Origin of the sequence: Streptacidiphilus rugosus AM-16 (assembly GCF_000744655.1) — a bacterium.
GTDB lineage: Bacteria > Actinomycetota > Actinomycetes > Streptomycetales > Streptomycetaceae > Streptacidiphilus > Streptacidiphilus rugosus.
Genome location: NZ_JQMJ01000004.1, coordinates 2742364 through 2757189, shown reverse-complemented (window position 1 = coordinate 2757189; position 14826 = coordinate 2742364). Strand labels below are relative to the sequence as shown.

Annotated in this window: 13 protein-coding genes, 1 tRNA gene and 1 pseudogene; 7 read left to right on the top strand and 8 right to left on the bottom strand. The window is 72.7% G+C overall.

Annotated elements, in window-relative coordinates; translation table 11 throughout:
• Positions 1–29: 29 nt before the first annotated feature.
• Positions 30–1004, bottom strand: coding sequence for a quinone oxidoreductase family protein (locus BS83_RS21530; protein ID WP_037605255.1), 975 nt, complete (start codon positions 1002–1004; stop codon positions 30–32).
• A gap of 104 nt (positions 1005–1108) precedes the next feature.
• Here BS83_RS21530 and BS83_RS21525 point away from each other — a divergent pair, with 104 nt between their 5' ends.
• Positions 1109–1429 carry an ArsR/SmtB family transcription factor gene (locus BS83_RS21525; RefSeq protein ID WP_037605254.1) on the top strand — a complete coding sequence of 107 codons (321 nt, stop codon included), beginning with the start codon at positions 1109–1111 and terminating at the stop codon, positions 1427–1429.
• A gap of 78 nt (positions 1430–1507) precedes the next feature.
• Here BS83_RS21525 and BS83_RS21520 read toward each other — a convergent pair whose 3' ends face one another.
• The gene (locus BS83_RS21520; protein WP_408641023.1) at positions 1508–3292 is read right to left on the bottom strand and encodes a bifunctional 3'-5' exonuclease/DNA polymerase; all 1785 of its coding nucleotides are present in this window, start codon (positions 3290–3292) and stop codon (positions 1508–1510) included.
• Positions 3293–3474: 182 nt separating this feature from the next.
• Here BS83_RS21520 and BS83_RS44135 point away from each other — a divergent pair.
• Positions 3475–3759 (top strand): annotated as a pseudogene (locus tag BS83_RS44135) (aspartate 4-decarboxylase); the annotation flags it as partial.
• Between the two features lie 115 nt (positions 3760–3874).
• On the opposite strand, the gene dnaN reads toward BS83_RS44135, so the two are convergent.
• From dnaN to BS83_RS42880, 5 genes are all read right to left on the bottom strand, one after another.
• Positions 3875–5050: a DNA polymerase III subunit beta gene (dnaN, locus tag BS83_RS21515; protein WP_037605253.1), complete on the bottom strand. Its 1176-nt coding sequence runs from the start codon at positions 5048–5050 to the stop codon at positions 3875–3877.
• Positions 5051–5155: 105 nt separating this feature from the next.
• The gene (locus tag BS83_RS21510) at positions 5156–5830 is read right to left on the bottom strand and encodes a hypothetical protein (RefSeq protein WP_037605252.1); all 675 of its coding nucleotides are present in this window, start codon (positions 5828–5830) and stop codon (positions 5156–5158) included.
• A gap of 46 nt (positions 5831–5876) precedes the next feature.
• The gene (locus tag BS83_RS21505) at positions 5877–6320 is read right to left on the bottom strand and encodes an acyl-CoA thioesterase (RefSeq protein ID WP_037605251.1); all 444 of its coding nucleotides are present in this window, start codon (positions 6318–6320) and stop codon (positions 5877–5879) included.
• 143 nt (positions 6321–6463) lie between these two features.
• A complete protein-coding gene (gene ettA, locus BS83_RS21500; RefSeq protein ID WP_037605250.1) occupies positions 6464–8128 on the bottom strand; it encodes an energy-dependent translational throttle protein EttA in 1665 nt (554 codons plus the stop codon).
• An 82-nt stretch (positions 8129–8210) separates the two neighbouring features.
• Complete coding sequence (locus BS83_RS42880) at positions 8211–8957, bottom strand: single-stranded DNA-binding protein (RefSeq protein ID WP_063774207.1); 747 nt, start codon at positions 8955–8957, stop codon at positions 8211–8213.
• 402 nt (positions 8958–9359) lie between these two features.
• On the opposite strand from BS83_RS42880, the gene BS83_RS21490 reads away from it, so the two are divergent.
• Positions 9360–9432 (top strand) — tRNA-Arg (locus BS83_RS21490).
• Positions 9433–9690: 258 nt separating this feature from the next.
• Here BS83_RS21490 and BS83_RS47665 read toward each other — a convergent pair.
• Positions 9691–9936 (bottom strand): hypothetical protein, encoded by a 246-nt coding sequence (locus BS83_RS47665; RefSeq protein ID WP_232248446.1) that lies wholly within the window; start codon positions 9934–9936, stop codon positions 9691–9693.
• On the opposite strand from BS83_RS47665, the gene BS83_RS48950 reads away from it, so the two are divergent.
• The 4 genes from BS83_RS48950 (at position 9824) to BS83_RS21465 (ending at position 14804) form a co-directional block, all read left to right on the top strand.
• On the top strand, positions 9824–10654 hold the full coding sequence (locus BS83_RS48950; protein WP_408641098.1) for a hypothetical protein: 831 nt from the start codon (positions 9824–9826) through the stop codon (positions 10652–10654). The two genes, BS83_RS47665 and BS83_RS48950, sit on opposite strands and share 113 nt — an antisense overlap.
• A gap of 254 nt (positions 10655–10908) precedes the next feature.
• Positions 10909–11565, top strand: coding sequence for an HAD-IA family hydrolase (locus tag BS83_RS21475; protein ID WP_037605247.1), 657 nt, complete (start codon positions 10909–10911; stop codon positions 11563–11565).
• Between the two features lie 223 nt (positions 11566–11788).
• The gene (locus BS83_RS21470; protein ID WP_037605246.1) at positions 11789–12925 is read left to right on the top strand and encodes an aminotransferase class V-fold PLP-dependent enzyme; all 1137 of its coding nucleotides are present in this window, start codon (positions 11789–11791) and stop codon (positions 12923–12925) included.
• A gap of 55 nt (positions 12926–12980) precedes the next feature.
• Positions 12981–14804, top strand: coding sequence for a glycoside hydrolase family 36 protein (locus BS83_RS21465; RefSeq protein ID WP_232248444.1), 1824 nt, complete (start codon positions 12981–12983; stop codon positions 14802–14804).
• Positions 14805–14826 lie beyond the last annotated feature (22 nt).

Here is a 14826-nt window from a genome sequence, read left to right as displayed (position 1 = left end):
CCCGCCCGCCGCCGGGCCGGAGAGGAGCCTCAGTCGACCCGCAGCAGCAGCTTGCCGGTGCTGGACCGGCTCTCCAGCAGCTCGTGCGCCTTCCCGGCCTCCTCCAGCGGGAACTCCGCCGTGATCGGCACGGTGATCCCGGCGCGCTCGGCCTCCTGGAAGGCCCGCTCGGTCAGCGCGCGCAGCCCGGCTGGGTCGGTGGCGCCCAGACCGAGGATGCTGAAGCCGGAGACGGAGAGCCCGCGCACGGCCAGGTCGCCGAACCCGATCTGCCAGGGCGCGGCCTCGCTGGCGTTGCCGAAGGCGACCGCCCGGCCGTACCGGGCCAGTGAGGCGACGCTCCGGCGCCAGCTCTCGCCGCCCACCGGATCGAGCGCGACGTCGACGCCGCGACCGCCGGTAGCCCGCAGCACCTGCTCGTCGAAGTCCTCGCCGACGAAGACCTCGTCGTATCCGAAGTCCTTCGCATAGGCGGCCTTCTCGGCCTTGGAGACGACGCCGAAGACCTGTCCGGCGCCCGCCGCGCGGGCCAGCTGTCCGGTCACCGTTCCCACGCCGCCGGCGGCGCCCTGGACCAGCACGCTCTCCCCCTCGCGCAGCCGGGCCACATCGTGGATCAGCGCGTAGCCGGTGGCCAGGACGGTGGTCAGGGCGGCGGCGTCCCTGAGATCGAGCGCGGCGGGCAGGGCGAAGGTCGTCTCGGCGGGGACCAGCACGGTCTCCGCGTAGCCGCCGCCGTTCAGCATCGCCGCCACGTGCTGTCCCACGGTCAGCCCGGTGACTCCGGTCCCCACCGCGCGGACGGTGCCGGAGACCTCAAGGCCCGGCCGGAAGGGGAAGGACTCGACCCGGTAGCCGACCGAGCGGGCCTTGGCGTCGGCGAAGTTGACGCCGGACCAGGCCACGTCCACGGCGACCTGCCCGGGCCCCGGCTCCGGTGTCGGCGCCTCGACGACGCGCAGCACCTCGGGGCCGCCCAGGTTTTCGAACTCGACAGCACGCATGGCAGACATCCCCCAGCGGTAGAGTGTTCGGTGAAGGTCGAACACCATGAGTGTATGACTTTCATCGAACACTTCAAGTCCCCTGGCCCGAAAGGTGGCAGTCCATGGCCGGCCATCGCCCCGCACCCCAGCACCGCCATCCTTCGGAGGTCGCGGTGGAGACGGTCTTCGCCGCGCTCGCCGACCCGGTGCGGCTGGAGATCGTCCGCCAGCTCTGGGAGAGCGAGGACTGGTCGCGCGGCTGCGGCACGTTCGACGTGCCGGTCGGCAAGGCCGGGCTCAGCCACCACTTCGCCGTCCTGCGCGACGCCGGGCTCATCGAGCAGCGCGACGAGGGGGCCCGCCGGGTCAACCGGGTCAGACGCGCCGAGGTGGACGCCGCCTTCCCCGGCCTTTGGCGGCTCGTAGGCCGCCCGGGGCAGTAGGCGACGCGACCGCGCGAGGTCACGGCGCCCGGCGGACCGCTCGCACCCGGTCCTGCCCGTCCCCCGTGCTCCTCGTCCTCAGTACTCCTCGTCCAGTTCCGTGTCGGCGTCCGCACGGTCGCCGTCCTTGGCGTCGGCGTAGCGCTCCACGATGTGCGTGTCCATCGGGAAGTGCACCGGGGTGTCGCCGAAGACCAGCCGCCGCGCCTCCTCGGCCGAGGCGGTCACCGCCGCCGCGACCGCCTCGGCAAGCGGAGCGGGACTGTGCACCACGATCTCGTCGTGCTGGAAGAAGACCAGACGAGGCCGTCCGCCCTCCCCGGCCGCCGGGATCTCGGCGAGCCGTCGGCGCAGCGCGGCGATCAGGGCGAGAGCCCAGTCCGCGGCGCTGGCCTGGATGACGAAGTTGCGGGTGAACCGGCCGCGGGACCGCGCCGCCGATCCGGCCCGGTCCTCGCCCTCCTCGCCGGGCGCCGCGGTGACGTCCTGCCAGGAGGCGGACGGCGGCGGACATACCCGCCCCAGCCGGGACTGGACCACGCCACCCGACTCGCCGGTCCGGGCGGCGGCCTCCACCAGCCCCATGGCCTGGGGAAAGCGCCGACGCAGCACCGCGAGCAGCGGACCCACCTCGCCGCTGGTCTGTCCGTACATCGCGCCGAGCAGGCCGAGCTTCGCCCGCGCCCGGTCGCCGCCGAACGCGTCGGCCGCGAGCCCGGCGTACAGGTCGCCCGCCGCGCCGGCGCGGATGAGGCCCGGGTCGCCCGACAGGGCCGCGAGCACCCGCGGCTCCAGCTGGCCGGCGTCGGCCACCACGAGCCGCCAGCCCGGATCGGCCACGACCGCTCCGCGCAGGATGCGCGGGATCTGCAGCGCACCGCCACCGCGGCTGGCCCAGCGGCCGGACACGACGCCGCCGACCACGTACTCCGGGCGGAACCTGCCCGAGCGCACCCACGCGTCGCGCCAGGCCCAGGCGTGCGCGGCGTAGATGCGGGACAGCTCCTTGTAGCGCAGCAGCAGCGGCGCGGCCGGGTGGTCGACCTGGCGCAGCAGGTAGTTCCTGGTCGAGGGCAGACTCACGCCCTGCTCGGCGAAGGCCCGCAGCACCTGACCGGGGGAGTCGGGATTGATCTGCCGCCCGCCCAGGGCCTCCTGCAGCTCGACGGCCAGCGCCGCCAGCTTGGGCGGCCGCGCCCCGCTGGCGGCCTGGGCCGCCGTCGGGCGGGCGCCGAGCAGCTCCGCGAGCAGGGCGTCGTGGACCGCCGTGCTCCAGGGCAGCCCGTCGTAGCCCATCTCGGCGGCCACCAGACCACCGGCGGACTCGGCCGCGCAGAGCAGGCGCAGGCCCGGCCCGACCTTCTCGGGCAGTGCGGCCAGACGCCGCAGTTGCTCGGCGTGTACGGCGACCAGTGCGGTCATCGGATCGACGCCGGGCCCGAGCCGACTGCGGTCCGGGGCGAAGAGGGCGTCCTGCGCGTGGGCGTCGGTCTCCGCCTCGGCCAGGCCGAGCCGGAGGTCGTCAGGGACCGGCAGGCCGTTCAGGCGTGCCCAGGCCGCCCCGAGGGAGCGCGGATCGCCGTAGCGGTCCTCGTGGGCCAGCAGCAGCGGCTCGACCAGCTTGACGTCATGGCAGCGGCCGAGCCGGCTCTCCGCGAGCCGGGGGAGGAGGCGCGGATAGATCTCGTCCGTGGCGGCCCAGACCCAGCGCGGGCGTTCCGCCGCCTCTCGGGCGGCCATCGCCGCGGCGAGATCCCGCACCCGCTCGACCGGGCCGATCGGCCGACCGGCCTCACCCAGTGGCTGAAGCCGTCCGCCCGGACCGTCCTGGTCCGCGTCGACCGCGATGCGCAGCTCAGCCACTCTCGTCCCCGTTGTCGTTCTCTCGTTCGTCCCTCTCGCGAACGTAGCACCGGGCGCCGACAGTCGCGGGACCGGCGCACCTGGGGCGCGGCCCACGCGGCCGGTCATGAAACCGGGTATTCCTGGCGAATGATGCATAAGGTGCATCTGCAGGTGGGGGGCCGGCCTCGCTCGCCCGTTCGCGGGCCGGGTACGACATCGAACTCGACCTGCTCGCCGAGGCGGAGCGGGTCGCCGGCCAAGCCTTCGCGGGCTATCTCCAGGAGAACTACGTCCCCACCGAGCCGCTCTTCCGGTTGGCCGAGCAGACCGGGGTGGTGCTGCTCAACGGCCGTGGTTTCGAGGGGCCGGAGTGGTCGGTGCGGATCTCGCTCGCCAATCTGGACGACCTCGACTACCTGAAGATCGGGCACCACCTGAAGGAGATCTTCGCCGACTACCGGCGCGAGTGGGAGCAGTCCAGGTAGGCCGGCTCGCACCACTCCTGGAACTCTGTCCGAAGCCTCGCCCCGAACCTCGCCTCGGACCGCGTCCAACCGGCCTCGAACGCACCGCCGCTGCGTGCCGGAGGCCCCGACCGGGTCAGCCGGCGCGCTGCGGCATGAAGAGATAGCGGTAGGAGTCGTCCGGCTGCTCCGTGTCCTCGCGGCCGGTGAGGACGGCGGGCTTGGTGGGCGTGGTGTAACGCAGTTCGACGAAGCGGGCGCCGATCGCGGAGAGCCCGTCCACCAGATAGCCCGCATTGGCGGCGAGCATGATCGGCTCCTGCTCCGCGTCGAAGCGCGCGTCCAGCGCCTGCCGCCCCCGCGCCTCGCTGCTGCCACCTGCGTTCACGACGACCAGGCCGGGGGAGAAGGAGAGCCGGAGCGGCTGGTGGCGTTCGGTCACCAGGGCCATCCGCTTGACCGCGTCGAGCAGCGGGGCGCGCTCGATCAGGGCGCTGCCGGTGTAGGAGCTCGGGAAGATCGACTGATAGCGGATGAAGTCCGCGCCGAGCAGGCGCGTCGTCGCCTCCCGGGAACCGGCGGCGAAGCCGATGAGCCCTCCGAGGACGTTGCTGCCGGGCTCCTCCGGAGCCGGAGAAATCGCTATCCGCTCGCCCTTGGTGAGCGAGCGGGCGATCTCGTGCAGGCTGCGGGCCGGCACCAGGGCGACGACCGGCTCCTCGCCGGAGACCGACGCGGACGTGGCCGCCGGCGTCCAGGGAAGCTCGCGGACCGCGAGCCGGTAGCGGTCGGTGGCCACCAGGCGCAGGATCTCGGCGTGGAACTCCATCCGGATCCCGGTCAGGACGGGCAGCGACTCGTCCCGCCCGGCCACGACCGCGACCTGCGCGACCGCCTCGGCGAAGAGCGCACCGTCCACGGTGCCGCGCGGGGCCGGGACGGAGGGCAGCCGAGGGTAGTCCTCCAACGGAATCACCGGCAGCTCGAACTGCACCGGGCCGCAGACGAGCGCGACATCCGAGCCGATCGACGACAGTTCGACCTCGTGGCCGCCGGAGGGCAGGACCCGGGCGAGATCGGCGAGCAGACGACCAGGCACCAGGGCCGCACCGGGCTCCAGCACCTCCGCCCGAGCCTGGAACCTCGCGGACACCTCGTAGTCGAAGCCGGACACCGTCAAGGTGCCGCCGTCGTGCTGAGCGGCCGTCAGCAACAGCCCGGACAGGGCGGGAGCGGTCGACCGTGCGGGAAGGGCGTGTGCCGCCCACGCGACGGCCTCGGCCAGGGCTTCACGGGCGAGTCGGAGTTTCAACCGGTCCTGCTCCTCGTGCGGGGGACATGATGCGCTGTCCCTCGCATCGTGCACCCCGGCACTGACAGGCCGGGTGGACCTGAGCCTCTCCTCGCCCCCTGGCCCTCAGCGGGTGGGCGTGAGGCCGAGGCCCGCGCCGGGGGCGGAGGCGCGACGCATCACCACGGAGCCGCGCGGGGCCGTCAGCCGGAGCCAGGCCGAGTGGCGGTGCAGAGTGACCCGCGGGGTCTGCTGGAGCAGCCCGGTCAGGTGGGCGGCATGGAGCGCCCGCAGGGTGAGCCCGGCCGGGTGGACCTGGCGGGACCAGATGGCCTCGGCCAGCGCGTCCCCGCCCGACGGCGCCGTCGCGGCCTTGCGGAACTCGGTGACCGCGGCGGCGACCGCTGCGGCTAGCGGAGCCGTGTCCAGATCCTCGACGCGCTCCCACCCGACGCGCGGCGGCAGCAGACCGGCCCACGCCGGGCCGGTGATGGCCGGAGGGAGCACCAGCCCGTCGTGTCCGGCGTCCTGGGCGCGGCCCAGCTCCTCGAGCCACTGACCGGCCGAGACCGTGACGTCCAACGGCTGGGCCCCGTCCAGCAGGGCGGTGCGGATCACCAGCGGCCCCGACTGGCCGAGGGGGATCCTGGCGAAGACGGCCAGCGTCTCACCGGCCGTCTGCAACCGGACCGCGGCCGCGCGGTCGTAACGGAGCAGGCGTCCGAGGAAGTCCGCGAGGAGCGGGATCTCCCTGGGCTCCGCGAGCAGGAGCGGTCGGAGCGGTTCCACGGCCGTGCTCATGCCTGTTCCTTCCGCGCTTCGCTTCCGTTCCGCGCCGACTGCGCGCTCATGCGGCGACCGGTTCGGCTTCCAGGTAGTCCGCGAGGAAGGCCCGCTCGGTCGGAGTGAGCCGTCGCGGACGCGCCGCGGCCAGGTCGTAGGGGACGACGACGGTGCTGGCGCGGACGTAGACGCGGTCCTTGCCGTCCACCCCGGCGCCCACGTCCTTGATCTCGTAGGTGACCGTGAAGGAGGCCCGGCCCAGCTTGGTCAGCCAGGTCTCGATGACGATCGGCTCGGGGCGGTAGACCAGCGGCAGCAGGTAGTCCACCTCGTGGCGGGCCACCACCGAGCCCTCGGAGAAGGCCTTCTCGCCGGCCTCGCCGGCGTTGGTGAAGGTGAAGTCGATCCGGGCCTCCTCCAGGTAGCGGAGGAAGTTCACATTGTTGACGTGCCCGAACGCGTCCATGTCGGACCATCGCAGCGGGCAGGCGTATATGTGGCGGGCCACGGAATCTCCGTCGGTAGGCAGGGTGCCGGGGCAGGCAGGACTCTTGCATCCATCCTGCCCCGGCGATGTTGCACGGCGATGACCTGCGGCGTTTCAGTGACGCAGATCTCTCGCCGGGGCGCGCTCGGGCGGCGCGCCCTCGATCAGTCGCGGGTCAGCTTCTTGTAGGTGGCCCGGTGCGGGCGGGCGGCGTCCGCGCCCAGCCGCTCGATCTTGTTCTTCTCGTAGGACTCGAAGTTGCCCTCGAACCAGAACCACTTCGAGTTGCCCTCGTAGGCGAGGATGTGCGTCGCCACCCGGTCCAGGAACCAGCGGTCGTGGGAGATGACCACGGCGCAGCCGGGGAACTCCAGCAGGGCGTTCTCCAGCGAGCTCAGCGTCTCGACGTCCAGGTCGTTGGTGGGCTCGTCGAGGAGGAGCAGGTTGCCGCCCTCCTTGAGGGTCAGCGCCAGGTTGAGGCGGTTGCGCTCACCGCCGGAGAGCACGCCGGCCGGCTTCTGCTGGTCCGGGCCCTTGAACCCGAACGCGGAGACGTAGGCGCGGGACGGCATCTCGACCTGGCCGACCTGGATCCAGTCCAGGCCGTCGGAGACGACCTCCCAGAGCGTCTTGTTCGGGTCGATGTTGGCCCGGCTCTGGTCCACGTAGGAGACCTTGACCGTCTCGCCGACCTTGACGTTGCCGGAGTCGGTGGACTCCAGGCCGAGCATCATCTTGAAGAGCGTCGTCTTGCCGGCGCCGTTCGGGCCGATCACGCCGACGATTCCGTTGCGCGGCAGCGTGAAGCTGAGGTCGTCGACCAGGACCTTGTCACCGAAGGCCTTGGCAAGGTGCTCCGCCTCGACGACGATCGAGCCCAGGCGCGGGCCCGGCGGGATCTGGATCTCCTCGAAGTCCAGCTTCCGCATCTTGTCGGCCTCGGCCGCCATCTCCTCGTAGCGGGCGAGACGGGCCTTGGACTTGGCCTGACGGCCCTTGGCGTTGGAGCGGACCCACTCCAACTCCTCCTTGAGGCGCTTGGCGCGCTTCGCGTCCTTCTGGCCCTCGATCTTGAGGCGGGACTGCTTGGTCTCCAGGTACGTGGAGTAGTTGCCCTCGTAGGGGTAGGCGCGCCCGCGGTCCAGCTCCAGGATCCACTGGGCGACGTTGTCGAGGAAGTACCGGTCGTGGGTCACGGCCACGACGGTGCCCGCGTACTTCTCCAGGTGCTGCTCCAGCCACTGGACCGACTCGGCGTCCAGGTGGTTGGTGGGCTCGTCCAGGAGCAGCAGGTCGGGCGCCTCCAGCAGCAGCTTGCAGAGCGCGACACGGCGCTTCTCGCCACCGGAGAGGTTGCCGACCGGCCAGTCGCCGGGCGGGCAGCCCAGAGCGTCCATGGCCTGCTCGAGCTGGGCGTCGAGGTCCCAGGCGTTGGCGTGGTCCAGGTCCTCCTGGAGCTTGCCCATCTCGTCGAGGAGGGCGTCGGAGTAGTCCGTCGCCATGAGCTCGGCGATCTCGTTGAAGCGGTCCAGCTTCTTCTTGATCTCGGCGACGCCGTCCTGGACGTTCTCGAGGACTGTCTTGGTCTCGTCGAGCGGGGGCTCCTGCAGGAGCATGCCGACCGTGTAACCGGGCGAGAGGAAGGCGTCGCCGTTGGACGGCTGCTCCAGGCCGGCCATGATCTTCAGCACGGTGGACTTACCGGCGCCGTTGGGCCCCACGACGCCGATCTTCGCTCCAGGCAGGAAGCTGAGCGTCACGTCGTCAAGGATGACCTTGTCGCCGTGCGCCTTTCGCGTCTTGCGCATGGTGTAGATGAACTCAGCCAAGGTGAACCGTCCGGCGTCGTTGGGGTGTGGCTACAGCCTTCCATTGTGCCGCACCCGACGGGACCACCCGAACGCCCGTCGATCAGAGCGCGCACCGGCGCTCGCCCACCTCGCCCGCCTCACCGGCCGGGCCGCTCGCGCCCGCCTCACCGTGGCCGACCACGAGAGCCAGGACCTTCCCCTCCGAAGGCGACGCGTCCTCCCGACGCTCGCCGCCCGATCCGTCCGCGGGCCGCCCGCTCTGCCTCGGCCCGCTCGGAGCTCGCCCGCTCTCGGGGCGTCGGTCCCTGGGACACGGCAGCTCCGCCACCGTGGGGGCCTCCGACTGCGGGGCGGCGGCATCCGACCGCTGCGCAGCCGTCTGCTGCCCCTCCCTGCGCGGGTCCTCGCGCCGCAGCGGGGAACGCCGCTCGCCGATCCGGGCGCGCTCGGAGATGGAGGCCACCAGCTCGGGCCGCCCCCGCACCGTTTTGCGGAACACCGTGGTGCCCCTGGCCAGGTCGTGGCCGAGCGCCGTCGCCTCGATCTCCGCGGAGACGCCCTTGGGCTGGCCGTCCGGCCGCTCCCACTCGCGGATCCGCATCCGCCCGGTGACCAGGACGGGATCGCCGCAGCCGATCGAGGTCAGCGCGTTCTCGGCCAGGCTCCGCCAGGCCCACACCGTGAAGAAGCTGGTGTCTCCCTCGATCCAGACCTGGCGTGGCCGGTCGAACCGCCGCTCCGTCGCCGCCAGCCGGAAGTGCGCAACGGGCACACCGCCGACGGTCGTCGAATACCGCACCTGGCTCACCGAGATGCCGACGAGCGTGACCATCGTGCCGTTCATCATCGTGCAGCCCCCATCGCTCCGGCTCCGGCCCTGTCGGGCCGCCTGGGGACCACACTGCCGCTCCCCGGTCCCACCTGCGCCCACCAGTCACGTAGCCTGTGGACAACTGGGACATGTGGAAAACCCGGCCACCCGAACGGGTGCACTTTGCCTGAGGGCACGCCCCCTCGTCCGGCCGTGCGACTGCATAACGGCTGAGGCAGCAGCGCCGTAACGACTGAACAACAGCCGCGCCCCATTCTTCCGCGACCGCTGCGCGCGAGGCACCTCACCTGCGATTATCAGACCGCTTCACGGCAGGATTCGCCCGAACGACCCGGCCGTAGGCAACCGGCACGAAGCCTGGCGCTGCTTATCCTGTCCCACGGCAGGACCCGGCCGACCTGCCAGGCCGCATGTCAGGCCCCCATAGCTCAGCGGATAGAGCAGGTGCCTTCTAAGCACTTGGCCGCAGGTTCGAGTCCTGCTGGGGGCACGTTGTTGGAACCCCTGATTCCTCGGGGTGCGCTGCGGTGTCTCCGCAGGTCAGAGGCTTGACGCTTTATGGCGTGTACATTACCAGTCCACTGTCACCAGCACCAGGGGCAGTCTGCGGCACCCGCTCGGGCCTGTGTCGCCGGAGAGCTGCACCGAGCTCCTGTGAGACGTTGAGGGACGACCCGCTGTGTGGTCTCCCGAAGGAGCGATGGACGATGGCCGCCAGGGAACCCGTCGAGACGACGAACCTCGACCGCTACGGAGACCCGGCGCTGTTGTGGAGCAGAGCCGACGAGGCGCTGGGCGCCTCGATGCCGAGCCCGGCCGTCACCTCCTTCCTCGGAACGGTCCGTCCGGACGGGCGGCCGTGCTCGGCGGGAGTCGGGGCGGTGTGGCTCGACGGCGACCTGTACTTCACCAGCAGCCCCGAGGCGCGCAAGGCGCGCAACCTCGCGGCGAATCCCGCCTGCACGTTCTCGGCGAGGCTGGAGGGCATCGACATCGTGGCCGAAGGCGAGGCCGCCCGCGTCACCGAGGTGCAGACCCTGGAGCGGATCGCCGCCGTCTACCGGGGGCCGGCTGGCCCGCCGAGGTCGCGGGGGACGCCTACACCGCGCCCTTCAACGCCCCCAGTGCCGGCCCGCCGCCGTGGCACCTCTACCGGATGCGGATCGACACCGTCTTCGGTGTCGCCACCCGCGAGCCCTACGGCGCGACCCGTTGGCGGTTCGAGGACTGACGGCCGCCACCGGCGACGTCGGGACCCCTTACTGTGCGAGGCGGGCCACGAACGCGGTGAGCCCGCTCAGCAGAGCGCCGCCGAGTGCGACGCCGCCCACGGTCAGGGCGCACCTGAGCAGACGATGTTCCCTCGTGCCCTTCGTGGGCTCTCCGAAGTGCCCCCGCGAGGAGTCCCGAGCCTGGATGGCCGTCGCGCCCACGACGCTGACGCTCAGGGCGAGGACGCCGAGGAAGATCACGGCAGTCCAGCCGGCGGAGGGCACGACGCCGACCTCCGCCAGGGTTCCGTCGGAGGCGCGCTGGACCGGTCTGGTGGCATTCGGCGGCAGCTTGGCGTCGATCGAGGCCTGCGGGTCGACGATGGCGCCGTTGTCCGACCGGAAGCTGCCGTAGCAGACCGTGTGCGCGCTCTTGCCCACCCCGAAGGTCGCGCAGGTGCTGACCGTCAGCCTTCCCGGAGTGCCGACCAGCTGCAGTGACGAGGCCAGGGCCGGACCCGCGTGGGCGAGTGCCGCGATGCCCAGGGCCAGTGAGACCAGCGTCGTCATCAAGAGCGGTACCGAACGTCTCGGATCGACCGCCTTGCGTCCGGCTCCTCGGCCCAGCATGCCAACTCCGCTTCTCGGTCGGGAACTGCCCGGTCGGCACGGAAGCGTACGCAGGTCCCCCTGGTCCGGCCGGGGCACCCCCATGGCCGTGGTCCCGGCACGGTGACCTGGCAGGATGCGGTGGCATGGCTGACCTTGCATTCGATGCGGTGCTCTGTGATCTCGACGGCGTGGTCCGGTTCTACCGGGATGAGGAGATCGCCCGCCTGGAGCGCGAGGCCGGGATCGAGCCGGGCGCCACGGCCCGGATCGCGTTCGCGCCGGAGCAGGACCTGCCCTTGCTCCTGGGGCGGATCAGCCGCGAGGAGTGGGCAGACTCCATCGCGGCCGTGCTCCGGGAACGGATGACGGGGCCGGAGAGCGGGCGACCGGCGCGGGAGTTGGCGCGCGCTTTCGCGTATGCGCCGTCCTGGGCCGACGCGGAGGCTGTCGCGCTGCTGCGGCGGGCGCGAGAGCGCGTGCCCGTGCTACTGGTCACCAACGCGACCGTCTGGCTGGACGAGGATCTGGCGTGCCTGGGCCTCGACGATCTGGCCGACCACGTCGTCAACAGCTCGGTCGTCGGCGTCGCCAAGCCTGACGAGGCCATCTACCGCCTCGCCGCCCGCCGGGCCGGGGCGGCACCCGAACGCTGCCTGTTCGTGGACGACTCCGAGGTGAACGTAGAGGCGGCGAGGACGCTCGGGATGACGGCGGTGCTGCACCGCGAGACCGCGGACCTGCGGCGCGCGCTCGAGCCGATCCTCCGAGCTGCGGATCGCGCCGATCGGCCCGGCCGCTGAACGGCTGAACCGCCGAGCGGCTGAACGCCGAACCGCCGAACCCCGGGCGGCCGACGAGCTGCCAGAGGCCAGAGAAGGCCGCGTCCACCTCGGCGCGCCCGACCCGGTCGGGCCGCCGGGCCACCGAGCCGCCGGGTTCGCCGGCCGGCGCGGGGGCACGGCTCGATCGCGCGCCTGTGAGGTCTTGTGAGGTCTGTGGTCCGCTGCTAATTTGAACGTTCAAATGAGCATTCGCGCGTACCTCACCCAGTTTCATGAGCCGCCCGGCTACCTCGACTTCGGGCGGTACGGACCGGTCTCCGACGACGTCGCCGACGCCCTGCACCGGGCGGCCGAGCGCATGCGGTGCGAGGGGCCGGCCGGGGGCGGGGCGCTCGCCGCGTTGGAGGCAGAGACGGCCCGGACGACCGCAGCCGCGGCGCGGCTGCTCGGTGCGGCCGAGCACGAGATCGCGTTCAACGCGTCCACCTCGCACGGGATGTTCGCCGCGGCCTACGCCTTCGAGGGCCCCGGCGCCGTGCTGGTCGGGCGCAGGGACTTCCCGGCCGCCGTCTATCCGTGGCTGCGCGCCGAGGGCTACGGCGGGTTGAAGGTCCGCTTCGTGGACGGGCCGATGACGGTCGACGCCGTGCGGGCCCGACTCGACGACGAGGTACGGGCCGTGTGCGTCTGCGCGGCGGACAGCATGACCGGGTTCCTGGCGCCGCTCGCCGGGCTCAAGGAGTTGATCGGGCCGCGCCGGGTGCTGGTCGTGGACGCGATCCAGGCGCTGGGGGCCGTGCCGGTGGCGACGGACGCGGCCGACGTGCTGGCCGGCGGCGGGCAGAAGTGGCTCAGGTCGGGCTGGGGTACGGCGATGCTGCTGGTCAGGGACCGTGTCGCGGACCAGCTCAGGCCCGGCCTCGGGGGTTGGGCCGGGGTGCGGGATCCGTTCGCCGGGGCCGACCATCCGCACGCACCGCTGCCCGGCGCCCAGGCGCAGCTCATCAGCAACCCCGACTGCATGGGGCTGGCCGCGCTGGGCGCGGGGCTGCGCCTGTTGCTGGACGCCGGGGTGGACCGGATCGGCGCGCTGGTCCGGCAGGCGGTCGGCGAGCTGGTCGAGGCGGCGCTCACCTGCGGCCTGGAGACCGACTGGGCCCCAACCGGCGAGGGCTCCGGCGGGCCGATCGCCCGCGTGCGGCTGCCGGGGGCGGCCGCCTCGGAGCTCCATGCCGCGCTGGCCCGGCAGGGGTTGACCACGACTCTGCGCGGCGACTGGGTCCGTCTCTCGCCGCACGCCTCGACGCTCACCCGCGACCCCGACGTGGGGTCGCGCCTGGTTGACGCGGTGCGCGGACTGCGCGCCGCCGTGCGATGAGAGCCGGGCGGGGGATGCCGCCGAGAAGACGGACATCAGCCGGGGGAGAAGCGAAGTGACGGTCACTCATGCCGTGTGGGAGCCCTACGCCGGGACGGCGGGGCACGCGGATGCGCCACGCCCGGTGCGGGCGGGCGCCGTGGAGCTGCTGGTCACCGGCGAGTGCCGGTCGCGGGAGCTCGGCCCGGGCGTGGTCGAGCTCGAACTGACCCGACCGGCCTCCGGCGGGGGTGTTCTGCGGGCCGAGTGGCGGGTGCCCTGCGTCGAGGCGACCGCCTACTGGACGCCCACCGCGACGGACGGCCTGAGCTGGCTGCCGGCCGCGTGGTCGGCGCCGCGACAGGTGTCGCCGGCGTACGGTGCGCCGGTCGGCGCGCTGGTCGGCGTCGGTGACGTGGGGCTCTGTACCTTCGCCGCGCAGACCGGCCCGGCGGAGGGCCGGGAGGTCTCGATCGGCGCCGGTGTGGTCGAGGAGACGGGGGAGTTCCGCTGCTGGGTGCAGACCGAGGCGGTCGCGTCGGGCGAGGGGGCGTTGGGGCGGCTCACCGTCCGGATCGACACTTCGCGCCGCCACTTCGGCGACTGCCTCGCCGAGGTGGCCGGCTGGTGGCGCGAGTCCGTCGAGCGGACCGCAGAGGTCCGGGTCCCCGACGAGGCCCGTCGGCCCGCCTACTCCACCTGGTACGCGATGCACCAGCACGTCACCCCGGAGGCGATCGAGCTCCAGGCGGCGCTCGGAAGGGAGTTGGGCCTCGACACGGTCATCGTGGACGACGGCTGGATGACCGGCGACCGGGGGCGCGGCTACGGCCAGTGCGGGGACTGGGACCCGGTCTCCCTTCCCGGCACCGCCGCCCACGTCCGCCGTGTCCACGAGCTGGGTGCGCGCTACCTGCTCTGGTTCGCGTTGCCCTTCGTCGGCGCGGAGAGCTCGGTGTGGGAGGAGTTCCGGCCCTACGCCCTGGCCCGGGTCGACGCACTGGACGCGATCGTGGTCGATCCGCGGTACCCCGTGGTCCGCGCCCACCTGGCGGACCGGCTCGCGCGGCCGGTCGAGGAGTGGGGGATGGACGGCCTGAAGCTCGACTTCATCGACCGGTTCCATGTCGCCGACCCGCCCGAGCCCGGCCCCGACGCGGACTGTGCGAGCGTCGCCGAGGGCGTGGAGCGGCTGCTCGGCGAGATCCGTCGGCGGATCTCCGCCGTGGCGCCGCACGCCATGATCGAGACCCGGCAGCCCTACGTCTCACCGGCGCTGTGGCCCCACGCGACGATGATCCGTGCGGTCGACTGCCCGCTGGGCCCGGCCGAGAACCGACGCAGGACCGTCGACGCGCGCCTGGTCGCTGGCCCCCTCGCCGTCCATGCGGACATGCTGATGTGGCACCCGCGCGAGAGCGTCGAGCAGTTGGCCTGCCACCTCGTGAACGTCCTGTTCGCCGTCCCGCAGATCTCCGTGGATCTGGCCGCGCTCGGCGAGGAGCACCGCGAGACGCTGGCCTTCTGGCTCGGTGTCTTCCGCGCCCGCGCCGACCTGCTGCAGCGCGGCGTGTTCCGGCCCTCGCGTCCGGATCTCGGCTACCCGATGGTGCGGTCCGCGACGGCCGACGCCGTCGCCGTCGCCCGCTACGCGGCCCTGCCCGTCGACGCGTCCGGGGCGTGGCGGGAACTGCTGATCGCCAATGCCGACACGGACCCGCTGGTCCACCTGACGGGCGGCGCGGGAGACGTGCACGCGGTCGTCCGCGACGCGCGGGGGCGGACGGTCGGCGAGGCGGACCTGGACCTGGCGGCTCCCGGCGGGGCGCGGCTGTCGGTCCCCCGGGGCGGACTGGCTACGCTGATCCGGAGCGCGACGGTGGACGCCGCAGCGCGCTGAGCGCTGACCAGGGAGCGACGGA